This is a genomic window from Arthrobacter sp. UYEF21 (assembly GCF_040546085.1).
Taxonomy (GTDB): domain Bacteria; phylum Actinomycetota; class Actinomycetes; order Actinomycetales; family Micrococcaceae; genus Arthrobacter.
On sequence record NZ_JBEPNF010000007.1, the window covers coordinates 41,709 to 58,535 of the forward strand.

Annotated in this window: 16 protein-coding genes; 5 read left to right on the forward strand and 11 right to left on the reverse strand. The window is 65.8% G+C overall.

The genetic code is table 11. The annotated features are described in order from the left end of the window. Positions 1 to 53: 53 nt before the first annotated feature. Entirely contained in the window at positions 54 to 509 is a 456-nt protein-coding gene (locus tag ABIB27_RS09545) for an Lrp/AsnC family transcriptional regulator (RefSeq protein ID WP_354217702.1), read from the reverse strand. Positions 510 to 613: 104 nt separating this feature from the next. Here ABIB27_RS09545 and ABIB27_RS09550 point away from each other — a divergent pair, with 104 nt between their 5' ends. Continuing rightward, positions 614 to 1,267 carry a LysE family translocator gene (locus ABIB27_RS09550; protein WP_354217701.1) on the forward strand — a complete coding sequence of 218 codons (654 nt, stop codon included), beginning with the start codon at positions 614 to 616 and terminating at the stop codon, positions 1,265 to 1,267. Here ABIB27_RS09550 and ABIB27_RS09555 read toward each other — a convergent pair. The 6 genes from ABIB27_RS09555 to ABIB27_RS09580 form a co-directional block, all read right to left on the reverse strand. Continuing rightward, complete coding sequence (locus ABIB27_RS09555; protein WP_354217700.1) at positions 1,264 to 1,623, reverse strand: nuclear transport factor 2 family protein; 360 nt, start codon at positions 1,621 to 1,623, stop codon at positions 1,264 to 1,266. The genes ABIB27_RS09550 and ABIB27_RS09555 overlap by 4 nt on opposite strands. A 37-nt stretch (positions 1,624 to 1,660) precedes the next feature. Then, positions 1,661 to 2,626, reverse strand: a complete 966-nt coding sequence (locus ABIB27_RS09560) for a hypothetical protein (protein ID WP_354217699.1) — start codon at positions 2,624 to 2,626, stop codon at positions 1,661 to 1,663. Positions 2,627 to 2,673: 47 nt separating this feature from the next. Further along, positions 2,674 to 3,174: a DUF456 domain-containing protein gene (locus ABIB27_RS09565; RefSeq protein WP_354217698.1), complete on the reverse strand. Its 501-nt coding sequence runs from the start codon at positions 3,172 to 3,174 to the stop codon at positions 2,674 to 2,676. A 140-nt stretch (positions 3,175 to 3,314) separates the two neighbouring features. Then, on the reverse strand, positions 3,315 to 4,514 hold the full coding sequence (locus ABIB27_RS09570; RefSeq protein WP_354217697.1) for an NAD(P)-dependent malic enzyme: 1,200 nt from the start codon (positions 4,512 to 4,514) through the stop codon (positions 3,315 to 3,317). A 290-nt stretch (positions 4,515 to 4,804) separates the two neighbouring features. After that, positions 4,805 to 5,413, reverse strand: a complete 609-nt coding sequence (locus ABIB27_RS09575) for a TetR/AcrR family transcriptional regulator (RefSeq protein ID WP_354217696.1) — start codon at positions 5,411 to 5,413, stop codon at positions 4,805 to 4,807. A gap of 103 nt (positions 5,414 to 5,516) precedes the next feature. Beyond that, on the reverse strand, positions 5,517 to 6,803 hold the full coding sequence (locus ABIB27_RS09580) for an MFS transporter (protein WP_354217695.1): 1,287 nt from the start codon (positions 6,801 to 6,803) through the stop codon (positions 5,517 to 5,519). Between the two features lie 129 nt (positions 6,804 to 6,932). Here ABIB27_RS09580 and rraA point away from each other — a divergent pair, with 129 nt between their 5' ends. Both rraA and ABIB27_RS09590 read left to right on the forward strand, forming a co-directional pair. Further along, positions 6,933 to 7,427, forward strand: coding sequence for a ribonuclease E activity regulator RraA (gene rraA, locus ABIB27_RS09585; RefSeq protein ID WP_354217694.1), 495 nt, complete (start codon positions 6,933 to 6,935; stop codon positions 7,425 to 7,427). Between the two features lie 127 nt (positions 7,428 to 7,554). Then, positions 7,555 to 9,216, forward strand: a complete 1,662-nt coding sequence (locus ABIB27_RS09590; RefSeq protein ID WP_354217693.1) for an MDR family MFS transporter — start codon at positions 7,555 to 7,557, stop codon at positions 9,214 to 9,216. Positions 9,217 to 9,814: 598 nt separating this feature from the next. Here the strand turns inward: ABIB27_RS09590 and ABIB27_RS09595 are convergent. Genes ABIB27_RS09595 through ABIB27_RS09605 form a run of 3 tightly spaced genes read right to left on the reverse strand, consistent with a single transcriptional unit; the run spans position 9,815 to position 13,819 of the window. Then, positions 9,815 to 10,978 (reverse strand): mannitol-1-phosphate 5-dehydrogenase, encoded by a 1,164-nt coding sequence (locus ABIB27_RS09595; RefSeq protein WP_354253827.1) that lies wholly within the window; start codon positions 10,976 to 10,978, stop codon positions 9,815 to 9,817. Continuing rightward, the gene (locus tag ABIB27_RS09600; protein WP_354217691.1) at positions 10,978 to 13,041 is read right to left on the reverse strand and encodes a PTS mannitol transporter subunit IICBA; all 2,064 of its coding nucleotides are present in this window, start codon (positions 13,039 to 13,041) and stop codon (positions 10,978 to 10,980) included. Before ABIB27_RS09600 ends, ABIB27_RS09595 begins: the two co-directional genes overlap by 1 nt. Positions 13,042 to 13,090: 49 nt before the next feature. Further along, complete coding sequence (locus ABIB27_RS09605) at positions 13,091 to 13,819, reverse strand: TetR/AcrR family transcriptional regulator (RefSeq protein WP_354217690.1); 729 nt, start codon at positions 13,817 to 13,819, stop codon at positions 13,091 to 13,093. 160 nt (positions 13,820 to 13,979) lie between these two features. Between ABIB27_RS09605 and ptsP the strand changes: the two genes are divergently transcribed. Further along, on the forward strand, positions 13,980 to 15,665 hold the full coding sequence (ptsP, locus tag ABIB27_RS09610; RefSeq protein WP_354217689.1) for a phosphoenolpyruvate--protein phosphotransferase: 1,686 nt from the start codon (positions 13,980 to 13,982) through the stop codon (positions 15,663 to 15,665). A gap of 53 nt (positions 15,666 to 15,718) precedes the next feature. Next, the gene (locus ABIB27_RS09615; RefSeq protein ID WP_354217688.1) at positions 15,719 to 15,997 is read left to right on the forward strand and encodes an HPr family phosphocarrier protein; all 279 of its coding nucleotides are present in this window, start codon (positions 15,719 to 15,721) and stop codon (positions 15,995 to 15,997) included. 3 nt (positions 15,998 to 16,000) lie between these two features. Here the strand turns inward: ABIB27_RS09615 and ABIB27_RS09620 are convergent, their stop codons facing one another. Then, a complete protein-coding gene (locus ABIB27_RS09620) occupies positions 16,001 to 16,783 on the reverse strand; it encodes an alpha/beta fold hydrolase (protein WP_354217687.1) in 783 nt (260 codons plus the stop codon). Between the last annotated feature and the right edge of the window lie 44 nt (positions 16,784 to 16,827).

Genomic DNA, 16,827 nt, shown 5'->3' on the forward strand with positions numbered 1-16,827 from the left:
CTCTTTGCCCGTCGGAGGGCCACAGATGGGCCATAAGTGACCCCGAGGTGGAGTTAGACGGGCGGGCCGGCGTTGGACTTGAGGTTCTTCATCACCAGGGTGGACGTCAGCCGCTCCACGCCAGGCAGGGACGTCAGCTCGGCGTCGTAGAAACGCTGGTATGCCGGCAGGTCCTCGGCGATGACCTTCAGCAGGTAATCCGGGGAGCCGAAAAGCCGCTGCGCCTCGACGATGTTGGGGTTGTCCGCCACCCGGTTCTCGAAGACTTCCATTGTGGAGCGATCCACCTGGCGCAAGGTGACGAACACAATCGCCTCAAACCCCAGTCCCACGGCCGCGGGATCGATGTCCGCCTTGTAGCCGCGGATCACGCCCGAGGCTTCCAAATCCCGCAGCCTTCGATGGCACGGCGCCACCGTCAGGCCCACCTTGGCGGCGAGCGCCGTGGCAGTCATTCGGCCGTCCTCCTTGAGGTACCGCAAGATATTCCTGTCAATGTGGTCAATCACGCAAGAATATTACCAAGAGGCCTGTCTCATGGGCGAAAAAGGTAAGCACTTATGGCCACAAACTTCATAGGGTTTGTCCTGTAGCCATCGGACAGGAGCCCACCATGAACCCTCAGCTGTTTTTCGCATTTGTGCTGGTCGCGGCGGCCCTCGCCTGCACCCCCGGGGTGGACTGGGCCTATTCCATCACGGCCGGACTGCGGCAGCGCAGCTTCGTCCCGGCCGTTGCCGGCCTCTGCGGGGGCTATGTCCTGCACACCCTGCTGATGGTGGCGGGCCTGGCGGCGCTGCTGTCCGGCATGCCTGGCCTCCTGGGCTGGATCACCGTGGCAGGGGCCGCCTACCTCCTGTGGCTGGGTATCAGCACCCTCCGCTCCTGGCGCGGGGCATCCTTCAGCGCGGCAGCCGCCGTCGGGAAGCCTGCCAACCAGCTCCGGACCTTCCTGCAGGGAATGGGCACCAGCGGCATCAACCCCAAGGGGCTGCTCTTCTACGTGGCGCTGGTGCCGCAGTTCGTCAGTCCGGAAGCCGCCCTCCCCCTGCCGGTACAGTCCGGGCTGCTGGGACTGACGTTTGTCCTGCTGGCCGGGACCGTCTACACCTGCGTGGCATTGCTGGCCCGCAAGCTCCTCACATCCCGCCCCGGCGCCGCCCGCGCCGTCACGCTGGCCAGCGGCATCATCATGATTGCCCTGGGCGCTGTGCTACTGGCCGAGCAAGTGGTGCCGCTCGTTGCCGGGCTCACGGCGCAAGCCTAGTCTTTGCGTTCCATGAACCATTCCGTGAACTGGGACGCGCGGCCGTCGGGCTCCAGCCGGATCACCCACAGGTTCTCGTAGCTGGGCCGGTCCCCCAGATAGTGCGTGATGCCCTGCACGAAGGCCAGGTCCCCGTCGACTCCCAGCACCCACCACTCGAAGGTCCATTCGTCGGGTTCGTCCCGCTCAACCAGCCAATGGTCCACGATCTGCTCGCGCCCCCGCCACGGATCCTTGTCGTGGGGCCGAGTGGCGTAGACAGCATCCTCAGTGAACAGCGCCCCGATGTCGTTGGGCTCGTTGGTGGTCCATGCCGCGATGTACTTTTCCATCCAGGAGCGGGCTGCGTCACTCATGCCTCCGTTGTACCCCGCGGCGGCTGGCTCCACAAGGTCATTTCCCGTCCAAGTTCTCCCACTCCTGCTCCCACAGCCGGCGCTCGTCGACGTCCTTGCGGATAACTTCGAAGGTTTCCAGCTCCGCCGGCCGGCCCCGGAGCCAGTCCCGCGGGTTGAGGGATTTGCGGCCGTTGTCCAGCACCAGCAGGGCGCGGTCGGTCAGGGCGTCGTTGCGGAGCACCACGTCTGTCTTCCGACGGCGGAGCACCTCCTTGAGTGCCTCGTGCGCCTTGGTGTGGGCTCCGAGCCGCCGCAACGCCCGGCCGCGGAGGAGCAGCAGCGCGGCCGACAGGTCATCCGAATTCAGCAGCCCCTCAGTCCAGATCACCACTTCCTTATCCCGGCCCAGCGCAAACGCCAGCGCACAGCGCGCCAGTGCGGAGGGCAACGACGGCGGCAGCCCGGCCACCGTCTGCAGCGCGGCCTCCAGCTGGCCCGTTTCCCGCAGGCAGTGCGCGAGGGCGAGGAAGACCGCTTCCTGGCCGAACAGCACGGGAACTTCGATGCGCTCGGCGACCTCGACGCGGCTGACCACCCGCGTCAGGTACGTTGCCGCGTACTGGTTGGCGTCGTCGTCGTTCCTGATGGACAGGCCCCGCTGGAGAAGTTCGGAAGCGCGCAGGTAGCCGCCGTGTTGGTACGCCAGGAGGCCGGACATGACAGAACAAAGGCCCGCCCAGCCGGGGTAGGTCCGGCCCACAGCAATGAGCCGTTCCGGTTCCCTGTTGGCGAAGATGGCGTCATGGACCGCCCTGGCCGCTTTCCCCGGCATCAGCCTGAGCCGGGGCACGTCCCCGTCGACGGTGATCAGCGCAGCATCACGGCCGCCCAGCACCCCGTGGAGCAGGCCGCCCACACTGCCGGCAAGTTCCCGGACGGGGGTCTGAAACTGGACGTTGCCGAACGGCGTCAGGTCCCGGCCGTCCCGGTAGATCGGTCCTCTGGCATCCCCCACGCTCATCTCTCCATGCTACGTGGCAGCCCCGCGTGGCGCTGCACGCGGCCGGCCTACGTAACCGCAGCGATCCACACTCCGATCACCCAGGTGCTGGCTGCCAGGCACGCCAGCCCGAACTCCGCGAGCATTCCCAGTCCGGTGGCCTTCAGGGCCGCCCAGCTGGTGGTGGTTGCGGTGCGGACCTGCCGGGTCCGGCGGAGCTCACTGAGCAGCAGGCCGGCGGCAAACCCGATAAAAAGCCCCACCACGGGGATGATAAACATACCGATCACGCCAGCAGCCAGGCCCACCACTACGCTCCTGCTGGGGATGCCTGCCTGCTTGAGCTTCCGCCCGGTCAGCACGGCACCCGCCGACAGTCCGGCGACCACAAACACGATGCCCACCGCGAAGATCACCCAGCCCACGGTGCCGGCGCCGCCCCAGATTGCCCACGCCAACAGGCTGAGACCGATCAGGAAGCTGCCGGGAAGCACGGGGACGATGGTGCCGGCGACTCCCACCAGGATCGCCAGACCACACAGGATGCTTACAATGGTTTCGGAATTCATGAGCCCAGTTTAGGGTGGCACCCGCGTCCGGACTGGCACCCGGCCCACCATCTGTCCGGGTAAACGCCCGACGGCGGCGCCTCTCCTTTGAGAGGGGAGGCACCGCCGTCGGGCGTTAGGGCAGGGTGCGGCTGCGGAGGTTATTCAGCGTCCACGGCGGCGGCCACGGCGGCCGTCACTGCGGGGGCAACGCGCGGGTCCAGCGGGCTGGGCACGATGTAGTCAGCGGACAGGTTATCTTCGGCCAGGTCCGCAATGGCGCGCGCCGCGGCAAGCTTCATGGCGGGCGTGATCCTCCGGGCGCCGGCGTCCAGCGCGCCGCGGAAGATTCCGGGGAACGCCAGCACGTTGTTGATCTGGTTGGGGAAGTCACTGCGGCCGGTGGCTACAACGGCGGCGTACTTGGTTGCCACCTCGGGCAGGACTTCGGGGTCCGGGTTGGAGAGGGCGAACACGATGGAATCAGCGTTCATCAGCTTCAGGTGCGCTTCGTCCAGCTTCGAGGAGGAAACCCCGATGAACACGTCCGCGCCGAGCAGTGCATCGCCGGGGCCGCCAGTGACGCCGCGCGGGTTGCCGCGCTGTGCCATCTGGGACTTCTTGCTCTGCGGGTCGGCGGCGATGTCGGCCCGGGCGCTGTTGATGACACCCTTTGAGTCGAGCAGGACGACGTCCTCGAGGCCTGCTGTCAGCAGGATTTCGGCGACGGCGATGCCCGCTGCACCGGCACCGGAAACTACGACGCGGAGGCTGGCGAGTTCGCGGCCGGTGACCTTGGCGGCGTTCCTCAGGGCGGCGAGGACCACCACGGCGGTGCCGTGCTGGTCATCGTGCATGACCGGGCAGTCCAGCGCCTCGATGAGCTTTTCTTCAAGTTCGAAGCAGCGCGGTGCGGAGATGTCCTCCAGGTTGACGGCGCCGAAGCTGGGGCGGAGACGGACGAGGGTTTCCACGATCTCGTCAACGTCCGTGGTGTTCAGGACCACGGGGATAGAATCCAGTTCGCCGAAGGTCTTGAAGAGGGCGGACTTGCCCTCCATGACCGGAAGTGAGGCGCTGGCGCCGATGTTGCCCAGGCCAAGCACGGCGGTGCCGTCGCTGACCACTACCACCAGACGCTGCGCCCAGGTGAGGGTTTTGGCGAGCTCCGGGTTGGCGTGGATGGCGCGGCTGACTTCGGCCACACCGGGGGTGTAGGCGATGGAAAGGTCGCGCTTGTTGGATAGCGGGACGGTGCTGCTGATCGAAAGCTTGCCGCCCTGGTGGGCATCAAAAATCTCTGCTTCGGTCAGGACTGTGGCTGCGGAATTGTCAGTGGGTGCGATTGCGTCAATGGACACGTCGTTGTCTCCTGGTGCTAGCCGTGGGCGCACGGCGCAGAATGGCTCAAGCACAGGGTGGCTCAAGGTGGTCGGTATTCACACTTCATAGGCCCGGTGGTGGCGGGCCCGGAGTGAGGTCCTTGCCGATGTGGGTTGCGAGCCACTCCGGTCCAGCAATAGTAATCAGCGGTTGGAGGCGGAATTGGCCGTCACTCCGCCTCGGTTCGGTGCCAAATCGATTAATCAGAACTTTTGCGATCCACATCACGGCATAAAGACGGATTTAATCGCCAGCCGGTCTAGACCAGTTACGCCGACCGGTGCGCTGCGCGGGTGTTCGGAGTCACGGGAGCAAGCAGGGTGCAGGCCTTTTTGAGGTCCTCTTCGGCCTCAAAGAGCGACAGTCTGCGGTTACGGACGGACTGGACCAGACCAGCTACCGTCAGCAGGAGCACCCGGGCCGCCACGGCGTCGTCGGAGGCTGCGGCCACCGCGTTTTCACTGAGCGCGTCGATTTCCTGCAGAAGCCCAGTGGCGTCCCTGCCTTTGAGGTACACGCTGCGGGCCAGGCACTGCTCGACGGCAGGCTGCATCACCCTCATGTGGAAGATCTCCATGACCACGCCCGTGAGGGCACGGCCGCCGAAGCTGTCAGCCGAAGCGCGGGCCCGGGAATGCAGCTCGTCCAGCTGCTGGCGGTAGAGGGACAGCATCAGGTGCGTTGGGGAGGGGAAGTACCGGTAAACAGTACCGAGTGGGACGCCGGACTTTTCCGAAATTTCCGCCAGGTCCACGGACTCCAGCCCTGTACGGGCAAACCCACCGGCGGATTCCAGGACGCGTTTATAACGCAGCCTCTGGCGTGGAGTGGAGGGCCGGGCGGCCATGGGCGGATGGGCGGGAAGGGTCTCGGGCATCAGCATTCCGGGGTAGTGAATTTATGGTGCAGCGGCCGTCGGATCCCCATCCCGGGCGCCCTGCAGTCCGCGTCAACTATACGGCACGCGGCGATAGTGCGCCTTAGTCAACACCCTTGATCTTGACCACGAACACAGCGCCCAACAGGCCGATGACAGCCGCCGTGGTGAACAGTGTGAAGTACCCCCCGAAGTAGGTCACGGCGAGGAATGCGAGGCCGGACGCGAACACCTGGGGCAGCGAGTTGGCCACGTTGATGACCCCCATGTCCTTGCCGCGGTCGGCAGCCTGCGGCAGAACCTGCGTCAGCAGCGCGAAGTCAACGGCAAGGTAGGCGCCGAACCCCACGCCCAGGATGCCGGCTCCAATAAGGGCGCCGGTCCACACGGGGAAGAAGGCCAAGATCAGGCCTGCCATGGCGATGGTGACGGAGGAACCGATGACAAACGGCTTGCGCTTGCCCACGCGGTCGCTCAATGGTCCGGCGAGCACCGCCGTGATCATCACCATCACCGCATAGATTCCGGTGAGCATCAGGACACCGACCGCAGGGTCCTCATGCTTGATGACGTCCCGCAGGAAAAAGAGCAGGTAGACGATGGTGAGCTGATTGCCCACGTTGACCAGGAAGCGGGTGAGCCACGCCCACGCGAAGTCAGGGTGGCGCGCCGGGCTGATCCAGAAGCCTCGGAGGAAACCGCCCCAGGTAAACGGCGGTCGGGCTTCGCGCGGGAGCGGCGGATCATTCCGGTGGAGGAGGTACGGCAGCACGGAGAACAGCAGGGCTGCCGCACACATGCTGTAGCCCACCATGAAGTTTCCCGAGACGACTGCCCCGAAGACGGCGCCGAGCAGGATGCCCAGCGTCTGGCCCATTGCCGCCAGGCCGCCCACGCCGCCGCGCTGCAGCACCGGCACGCGGTCCGGGACGGCGGCGGTGATGGCGGCGTAGGCGGCGTTGGCGCCCAGCTGGACCAGGCACCAGAACAGGACCATCAGGGCAACAGCGGTAGCACCGGACATCGCCAGCAAGGCAGCGGTTGCCAGGATGGCACCCGCCAGGACCCACGGCGCACGACGGCCGAAGCCTGAGACCGTCCTGTCGGACAGTGCACCAAACAGCGGATTGGCCACCAGCGACACGGCGGCGCCGCACCCTATAACGAGGGACAGGATGGCTTCCTTATTGGCCTCGTCGATGCCGATGGCCTGTTGGCCGATAAATATGTTGATGGGACCAAAGAAGGCCGCGTTAATACCGACGTTGACGAGCACTAGCCCGGTGACCCAGCGCGCGGTGACCTTCGTCGTCGGCTCGGCGAGCGCCGCCGCCGAACTTGCCGCCGCAGGGCTGGGATCCGCTGCTGCGGGTGTGTCGGGCAGGCTCATAACTGGTTCCCCCTGGAACGGTTGGCGATCAGAAAATCAGACTATCGTGGGCATCAATGCCCGCTTGTCATACGGCGCACGCCGGGCGGCGGGTCGCCCCGAACACGACACCGGACACCTGGAGATGCAATGAACGCACCTGCCCAACGCCCCGCCAACACAGTCAGCACCGCCGACCTCTACGACGAGCGCGGCGAGGACCTGGCTTCCGTGGCGCTCCAGTTCCAGTCCCTTGGCGGCCGTTCGCACTTCAGCGGCCCGGTCCGGACCATCCGCTGCTTCCAGGACAACGGCCTGGTGAAATCCACCCTGGCCACGCCGGGCAACGGTGCGGTCCTGGTGGTGGACGGCGGCGGCTCCCTGGGCACGGCGCTGATGGGGGACATGATTGCCGAGAGCGCCGTCGCGAACGGGTGGGCCGGCGTCGTCATTAATGGCGTCATCCGCGACCGCGAAGCGATTGCCGCGCTGGACCTCGGCGTCAAAGCGCTGGGCAGCAATCCGCGCAAGAGCGCCAAGGCAAGCGCTGGCGAAGTTGACATGGATGTGATATTCGACGGCGTGACCTTCCGTCCCGGGGCCACCGTCTGGTGCGATCCGGACGGCATCCTCGTGGAGCGCTGACAGCGGGTGCCCGGGGGGTGCCGCGGATGGGCGCCAATAAACTGTGGGCTGGGGAACAATTCGGGACGTAACATAGTTACTGAAAGCAACTATCAGCTTTGATCCCTTTTTCTTCTTTGGAGAAGCCATGTCCAAGACATCCGCCGCGCGGGCCGCCGGCGCAACCCTGACCCGGCGTCAGATCGTCACCGTGATGGTGGGACTCATGCTCGGCATGTTCCTGGCTTCGCTGGACCAGACCATCGTGTCCACGTCGATCTACACCATCGCCAATGACCTCGACGGACTGTCGCTGCAGGCGTGGGCCACTACGGCGTACCTCATCACCTCCACCGTCAGCACGCCGCTGTATGGCAAGCTCAGCGATATCTTCGGCCGCCGTCCGCTGTACCTCACCGCCATCGCCATCTTCCTGGTGGGCTCGCTGTATGCGGGTTCCGTGAACTCCATGACGGAACTGGCAATCGCACGCGGCATCCAGGGGCTTGGTGCCGGCGGCCTGCTGGCCCTGGCGCTGACCATCATCGGCGACATTGTGTCGTTGAAGGACCGGGCCAAGTACCAGGGCTACTTCATGTCCGTGTTTGGCATCTCCTCAGTGCTTGGCCCGGTGGTGGGCGGCGCATTTGCCGGCTCCGCCAACATTCTGGGCTTTGACGGCTGGCGCTGGGTCTTCTTCATCAACCTGCCTATCGGCCTGGCCGCACTGACCGTGGTGTTCCTGTTCCTGCATCTGCCGGCCAAGCACGTGAAGCAGAAGATCGACTACTGGGGCGCGGCAGCCATCACCCTCGGGATCGTCCCGCTGCTGCTCGTGGCCGAACAGGGCCGCGGCTGGGGCTTTGCGTCCCTGAACTCGTTCCTCTGCTACGGCCTGGGCGCCGTGGGCATCGTCTGGTTCCTGCTGGCGGAGAAGCGCGCCGGCGACTACGCCCTGATCCCGCTTCGGCTCTTCCGGAACGTGACCTTCGGACTGTCCTCGCTGCTGAACTTCATCATCGGCATCGGCATGTTCGGGGCCATCGCCATGCTCCCCATGTACCTGCAGCTGGTCAAGGGGCTTACGCCCACCCAAGCCGGCCTCATGATGATTACGTTCACTGTGGGCATCCTGACAGGTTCCATTACCGCCGGACGCACCATCTCGGCGTCGGGCACGTACCGGATCTTCCCCATCGTGGGAACCGCCATCCTCACCGCCGCCGCGCTGGTGATGGGTTTGTCCCTGGGCGTGGACACCGGGCTGTGGGTGCCCGGCGTGATCGCGGTGTTCTTCGGCATGGGCCTGGGTTTCTGCATGCAGCCGCTGACCCTGGCCATGCAGGTGTCCGTGCCGCCGAAGGACATGGGCGTGGGCACCTCCTCCGCCGCGTTCTTCCGGTCCATGGGCGGCGCAGTGGGCACGGCGGTGTTCATCTCACTGCTCTTCAGCGTGGCCGCCAGCCGGATCGCTGACACCATGAAATCGGCAATGACTGACGCGTCGTACCTTGCCGTCCTGAGGGATCCTGCCGTGGCAGCGGACCCTGCCAACACGAAGCTCTACGAGTTCTTCCAGAACGGCGCGTCCGACGATTCACTCAACGACACCAGCTGGCTGCACTCGGCCAACAGTGTCCTCACCCGCCCCATCACCGAGGGCTTCGCCTACGCCATCGACACCGTCATGCTCACCGCGGCGGTGCTCACCGGCGTCGCGTTCCTCATCAGCTTCGCCCTGCCGAAGAAAAAGCTGACGGACCCCAAGTCCGCTCAGGAGGCAGGCGCTGCGACGGTGGCCGCGCACTAGCCTCTCGGCTGCGTAACGTGCGTTCGCACGGGAACCCGGGCTTTCCCGGCGTGCCCGGCGTGCCCGGCCCAAAAGCCTGCTACATGTGGCACCCGGCCCGTCGCACTCAGAGGTTAGACTCGGCCACTGAACGCCGGACCGACGCATAATCGGAACCGACTCAACGACGCGACGATGAGAACTACAGCGACGCCATCGGCGCCTACGTGGTGGCGGCTGTGCTGGCGCTTATTTGTCGGGTTGACCGGCTGGTTCGGCCGGCTCCTGGCCATTGTCCCTAAACCGGTGATGGCCGCGGTGCTGGCCGGAGTCCTATTCCCCTTTGTCCTGAAAGCCGTCCCCGATTGCCGTCGAGGCGGCCGTGATCCGCTACGGAGCGCCAGTCGCAGCGTGAGCTTCATGCCCTCATGGCTGGCTTCGAGCCGCGCCCGACGTCGGCAGTCAGCAGAGGGTGCAGCGCACCTTGGTTCGGGGTCATCGCACCAGCATTCCGCAGCCGACCACGGCACTCACCGTGAGTGCCGTCGTCGTGCGTTTAAGTGCGCGAGCGTTTCCGTAAAACGCACATCCAGTGAGAGAGCGTTTCGGTTTATGGGACCTAGGCGGGCGCCTTCGCCTCCTCTGCCTGGCGCTCTTCCACCAGCGTGGACACGGCCGCGAACAAGGGGTGATCGGGCGCCAGCCCCGTGATTCGGGCAGTGGCGTCGGCCGGGGACGACGACGCCAGGATTTCCGCGAGTTCCGTTGCTTCGGTGTCGGCAGGATCGGTGAAGCGCAGCGCCGCGGCGATGGCACCCAGCAAGGCCTCGGGCACGATCCCGCGTTCTGCCAGCTCGGCCGCCGGGCCGATGAACCGCTCGTGCCGGCTGAGTTTGCGCATCGGGGCGCGGCCCACGCGGTTCACGGCGTCAGGCAGGTGCGGGTTGGAAAACCGGACCAGGATCTTCTGGACGTAGGCTTCCTGCTCGTCGTTGCTGAACCCGTGTTTGGCCACCAGCAGCTGCTTGGTCTCCTCCAGGACCGCGCGGACGTCTTCCGCCACGTCCTGATCGGCCATGGCATCGGAGATTTTCTCCAGCCCGGCTTCAAACCCGAAGTACGCTGCGGAAGCGTGCCCGGTGTTCACGGTGAAGAGCTTCCGCTCGATGTAGGGCGAGAGGTCGTCCACGAAGGTTGCGCCCGGAATTACCGGCGCCGCATCACCAAAGGCGGTCCGGTCGATGACCCATTCGTAGAATGTCTCCACCGTGACATCCAGGCCCTGCCCGGGCTCCTGGTTAGGCACGATCCGGTCCACTGCGGTGTTCGCGAACACCGCCATGGAGCCCAGGGAGCCGGCGGCGTCGTCCCACAGCGCCGCCACTTCTGCCCGCAGGATGTCCGTGGCGTTGATGGCGTTCTCGCAGGCCATGACCTGCAGCGGCGCCAGCCCGGCCTCCCGCGCCGCGATGCCCTTGGTGATGGCCGGCGCCACGAATTTCAGGATATGCGGCCCAACGGCGGTGGTGACCATGTCCGCCGTCGCGATTTCCCGCACCAAGTCCGCTTCCTGGGTGCCGGAATTCAGCGCCCGGAAACCGTCTACTGTCCGGACCGCAGGGTTCTCCCCCACCTCGTTGACGTGGTAGCTGTCCGCTGCTGCCAGCTGGGTGATGAGGGCGTCCGCGACGTCGGCGAACACCACCTCATACCCGGCCTGATGCAGCAGCAACCCCACAAACCCGCGGCCGATGTTCCCGGCGCCAAAATGTACTGCCTTCACTATGCGTTGACCTTTCCGAACAGCTCCAGGACTTCTTCCACCGATGTCGCGGCCTCCAACTGGGCCACCTGGGCCTTGTTGGTGAAGACTTTGGCGATGGAGGACAGGATGTGGAGGTGCTCGTTGTTGATGCCGGCAACGCCCACCACGAACTTGACCTGCTTGCCGTTCCAGTCGATGCCGTCCGGGTAGCGGATCACGGAAACCGCCGACTTCATGATGTGGTCCTTGGCCGCGTTGGTGCCGTGCGGGATCGCCAGGAAGCTGCCCATGTACGTGGACACGGATTCCTCACGCTCGTGCATCGCCGCGATGTAGTCCTGGTCCACGGCGCCACGGTCCAGCAGGAGCCGGCCGGCCTCGTCGATCGCGGCATCGCGCGTAGTGGCCATGCCGTTGAGGATGACGCTGCGGGACACCAGGATGTCGGAAGGCGCGACGGCGGCAGCCGGTTCTGCACCAACCGGAACATCGGCGACGTGGGCGCCGTGGCCCGCCCTGGCGGCTACGGCGGCGCCGGTTCCGCTGGTTCCGCCGGCCCTTTCAGTGTCAGCGCCGGCGGTTGCCTCAGTATTGCTTTCCCTGACGAGTTCCACGATCTCGTCGTACCTCGGGCTGTTCATGAAGTTGTCCACGGAGAAGTGTGCTGCGCTGGACGTGGCGGGCTTGGCACGCTCGGTCAGGTCCTGGTGGGTGATGACGACGTCGTACGTGTCCCTGAGGTTGGCGATGGCGGCGTTGGTGACCTTGACATCCGGGAACCCGGCAGCCTTGATCTTGTTGCGGAGCACCGAGGCTCCCATGGCGCTGGAGCCCATCCCGGCGTCGCAGGCGAACACGATGTTCTTGATGGGGCCGGCCAAGACGGCCGTGCCCACGCCGCCACCCCGCACCGCACCGGCGCCGGTCAGCGCTGAGGATACGGCGCTCTTTTTGCCCTTCATCGCCTCCATCTTGGACGTGGCGTCGTTAAGGTCCACCTCGTCGCTGTGCTTGGTGGTTTTCAGGATCACGGAGGCCACGAGGAACGAAACCGCCGTAGCCAGCACCACTGCGAGGATCACTCCGACGTAGCTGTCACGGGAGGTCTGGGCCAATACCGCGATGATCGAGCCAGGTGCCGCCGGCGCAACCAGCCCGGAGCCGGTGAAGGCCAGGGTGGCAATGCCCGTCATGCCGCCGGCGATGGAGGCCAAGATCAGCAGCGGGCGCATCAGGACGTACGGGAAGTAGATTTCGTGGATGCCGCCGAGGAAGTGAATGATCGCGGCGCCCGGCGCCGAAGCCTTGGCGATGCCCTTTCCGAAGAACATGTAGGCCAGCAGGACGCCCAGCCCGGGGCCGGGGTTGGCCTCGAGCAGGAACAGGATGGACTTCCCCTGGTCCAGTGACTGCTGGATGCCCAGCGGGGTCAGCACGCCATGATTGATGGCGTTGTTCAGGAACAGCACCTTGGCGGGCTCGATGAAAATACTGGTGAGCGGCAGCAGGCCGTTGTTGACCAGGAACTGCACCACGTTGCCGGCGCCGGTACTGAAGGCCTGCACCAGCGGGGAGATGCCATAGAAGCCGAGCATCGCGAGCAGCGCACCCAAGATGCCGGCGGAGAAGTTGTTGACCAGCATCTCGAAGCCCGGGCGGATTTTGCCCTCCCACAGGAGGTCGACCTTCTTCATGGCCCAGCCTCCGAGGGGGCCCATGATCATGGCGCCGATGAACATCGGGATGCCGGCGCCCACAATGACGCCCATGGTGCCGATGGCGCCCACCACGCCGCCGCGGACGTCGTAGACCATCCGGCCGCCGGTGTAGGCGATCAGGAGGGGCAGCAGGTAGGTGATCATGGGGCCCACGAGGCCGATGTTCGGCTTCCCGCCAGTTTCGCCAAAACCGCCCAACTGCGGGACCGGGATCCAGCCCTTCTCAATGAAGAGGGCGGTGATAAGGCCCCAGGCGATGAACGCCCCGATGTTGGGCATGATCATTCCGGACAGGAACGTCCCGAACTTCTGGACGCCAACACGCACGCTTGTGCGGGGTTTTGCAACTGTCTCTGTTGCCATGTGCTTTCCTAACCGTCATTCCTGCTGCTGCGCAGGATGGGTCCGATAGTTACGACGACGTGCTGGTGGAGATCCGGTGAAGCCATTCGAGGAACAGTTTGAGTTCCGAGCTGGAGAGCTGGTCTGAGTGCGATGCCTGGAGTGCCGCGTTCAAGGCGATCGCTGCCACCACCACCGAGGATTTACCGGAGTCGTCCGGTCCGGCACCGGCGCTCTGCTCCGCGGACACCGCAAAAATCATGGCGTCCCGGGTCATGATGGACAGTTCAAGGTTCCGTTCCGCGGCGGGTTCCGCAATCAGCATGAGTGTCACACCCACGTTGGCGGCCAGGATGGACCTGGCTGCTTCCCGCGGCGGGACATTCAGTTGGCCCGCCACCGCCGCCTTGTTCAGCATTTCCTCCATCAGGGCCTCGGCATCGGCGACGATGGCGGGGCGGCTTTCCGGGCGGATATTCCCGAACATCACCAGGTAGAGTTCCGGCTGCTTGAGCCCGAACTGCACGTGGTTGTCCCACATCCTGCGGATGTCCTCCAGCGGCTGGCCGGACGGGGCGAAATCCCTCTCGCCCGCAACATACTCTTCAAAACCTGCGGCGACGACGGCGTCGAAAAGACCTTCCTTGTCACCGAAGTGGTGGTACAGCGTTGGCGCCGTAACACCTGCCAGCTGCGTGATCTGGCGGGTGGAAACGGCCGCCCCCGCGGAATTTGCCAGCAATTCGGCTGCTGCTCGCAACAGTCGCATTTTGGGGGGAAGCTGGCCATCCAAACTCATAGCCGCTACCCTATCACCTATAGCATTGCTATATGAACTGAATCACATACAATTTTTTCAGGCACGTATTCGCTGTCGCACGCAGTCGTCGCGACGGACCCGGCATGGCGCCGGGAACCATGAGGGCGCGCCTGGCTACCGGCAGAGAATGAGGACTTCAGTGCAGACCTTCCCAGGAGTAGGCGTCAGCCCCGGCCGCATCATCGGAACCATCCGCCAGATGCCCAAACCGATCAGCGAACCCCCCGCCGGTGAGCAGTTGGCCGCCGGCACCTCCGCCGAACAGGCCACCGCCGGCCTCAAGACAGCCGCTGCCGCCGTCCACGACGAACTCAAGGCACGAGCTGAAACGGCCAGCGGTGACGGCAGGGCGGTACTGGAGGCCACTGCGCTGATGGCCAAGGACACCATGCTCCTGAAGAACGCCGCCAAGCTGATCGCCCGCGGAACTTCGGCGCAGCGTGCCATCTGGGAAGCCGGCGCCTTGGTTTCAGAAATGCTGCACAACCTCGGCGGCTACATGGCCGAACGCGCAACCGACGTCCTGGACGTCAGGGCCCGCATCGTGGCCGAGCTGCGTGGCGTTCCGGCACCCGGCATCCCCTCCGCCAGTACGCCGTTCATCCTGGTGGCCGAGGACCTGGCTCCGGCAGACACTGCCACCCTGGATCCTGAGAAGATACTGGCCCTTGTCACTGCCGGCGGCGGACCGCAGTCCCACACTGCCATCATTGCCCGTTCCCTGGGTTTGCCCGCCGTCGTCGCCGCAGCCGGCGTGGACGAACTCACCGACGGTACCGAGGTGTACGTGGATGGCGCCGCCGGCCTCATCAGCGTGAACCCCGACGGCGATCAGCGCGCCGCCGCGGACGCCTGGGCCACCAACGCATCGCTGCTGGCCGTCTTTGACGGGAACGGCACGACGGCGGACGGCCACGTGGTACCGCTGCTCGCCAACGTGGGCGGTGGCAAGGACGCCGTGGCAGCTGCCGGCCTCAAGGCCCAGGGCGTTGGCCTGTTCCGCACGGAGTTCTGCTTCCTGGAACGCGACACCGAACCCACCGTGGAAGAGCAGGCCGCCGCCTATAAGAGCGTGTTCGACGCCTTCCCCGGCAAAAAAGTTGTTCTGCGAACCCTGGATGCCGGCGCGGACAAGCCCCTCCCGTTTCTCACCGACGCCACCGAACCCAACCCGGCCCTCGGCGTCCGTGGTTACCGCACCGACTTCACTTCGCCCGGGGTACTGGACCGCCAGCTGCAGGCAATCGCCCTCGCCGAGAAGGATTCCGAAGCTGACGTCTGGGTGATGGCCCCGATGATTTCCACTGCCGAGGAAGCGGCGCACTTTGCGTCAATGTGCGCGGCGGCCGGGATCAAAAACCCCGGCGTGATGGTGGAAGTGCCGTCCGCGGCGCTCACCGCCGAATCCATCCTGCGTGAGGTGGGCTTTGCGAGCCTTGGCACCAACGACCTCACCCAGTACGCCATGGCAGCTGACCGACAGCTGGGCCCGCTCGCCGGTCTGAACACCCCGTGGCAGCCTGCCGTGCTTCGCCTGGTGGGGCTCACCGTGGAAGGCTCCCGCGCGGAAGGGAACAGCAAGCCCGTGGGCGTCTGCGGTGAGGCAGCCGCGGACCCGGCTCTCGCCGTCGTCCTTACCGGCCTGGGGGTCAACACCCTGTCCATGACCGCCCGCTCTTTGGCCGCCGTGGCGGCGGTCCTGAAAACCGTCACCCTCGCCGAGGCGCAGCAGCTGGCCAAGCTGGCGCTGTCCGCCCCCAGCGCCACCGAGGCCCGCGCCTGGGTGCGCGAAAAACTCCCGGTGCTTGAAGAACTCGGACTTTAACGCGGCCGCCCGCACCAACGCCTACCAGCGACGAACACCTACCAGGAGGAACCATGCCCGAACGCATCGCCACCATCGCCAGCCGCTCCGGCCTGCACGCCCGCCCCGCCGCACTCTTCGCGGAAGCCGCCGGCGACGTGGGAGTGGACGTCACCATTGCCATGCAGGGCGACCCGGAGGATGACGCGCTGGACGCTTCCAGCATCCTGTCGCTAATGACCCTCGGCGCCGCCAAGGGCGATGTGGTGGTGCTCCGGGCAGACGGTGACGGTGCCGACGCGGCGCTGGATTCCCTGGTCAGGCTCCTGGAAACGGACCTCGACGCAGAATAGCAGCTAGGCGGTGACGCCGAAGCCGTCTACTCCCCGCGCCCAACTGGTGATCGCTGCGGCGGTGGGCCCCGTGGCGGTGTGCTGGAAAACGTGGCCGTGGCCCGGGATTTCGGCCGCGCTGCCTTGGGGTGCCTGGGCTGCGAGCCACTGGCACCAGTCGCGGCCGGCCACCGGGTCCTTGCCGCCGCGGAGCACCAGCAGCGGCTGGCCGACTCCGCGGATCCTGGCATCCAGGGGATACTGCAGCATCACGGGCAACTCGGTGAGGTACCAGCGGGGGCCGGCCCGGAAATAGTCGGAGAAGACGAGGGTATTGGCGGACAGGCTCTCGCTGAACATGGCGTCCCGGGTCAAGGCAAGCGCCTGCCGGGCAACCGACTTGCGGCGCGGGTCCACCACCGGGCCCATCAGCACCACGCCGGACACGAACTCCGGCTCCTGCAGGGCCAGTTCAACCGCATGCTGGGTTCCCATGGAATGCCCGATCACCACGCAGGACGTCACGCCGGCGTCGGAAAGCGCTGCACGGACGAAGGCCGCGTACTCACCCACCGGCACTTGCCGCCGGGGCCTGGGCGCATCGCCGAAACCTGGCAGGTCAAAGGAGTAGACATCGGCCGCCAGGGCCAGTTCACGGTGCAGCCGCGCGAGGTAGCGGTGGGAGACGCCGATGCCGTGCAGCAGGACATACGTCCGGCGTGGACCGTCGCCGGAGGTCGCCACAGAAGGGTAGAGCCGGCCCGCGAGCCCGCCGGATTCAATGTCACGGCCGCCATTCAGTTTCACCCAGCGAGCATACCGCTGTCCCATACTGCTACCGCGCTAGGCTG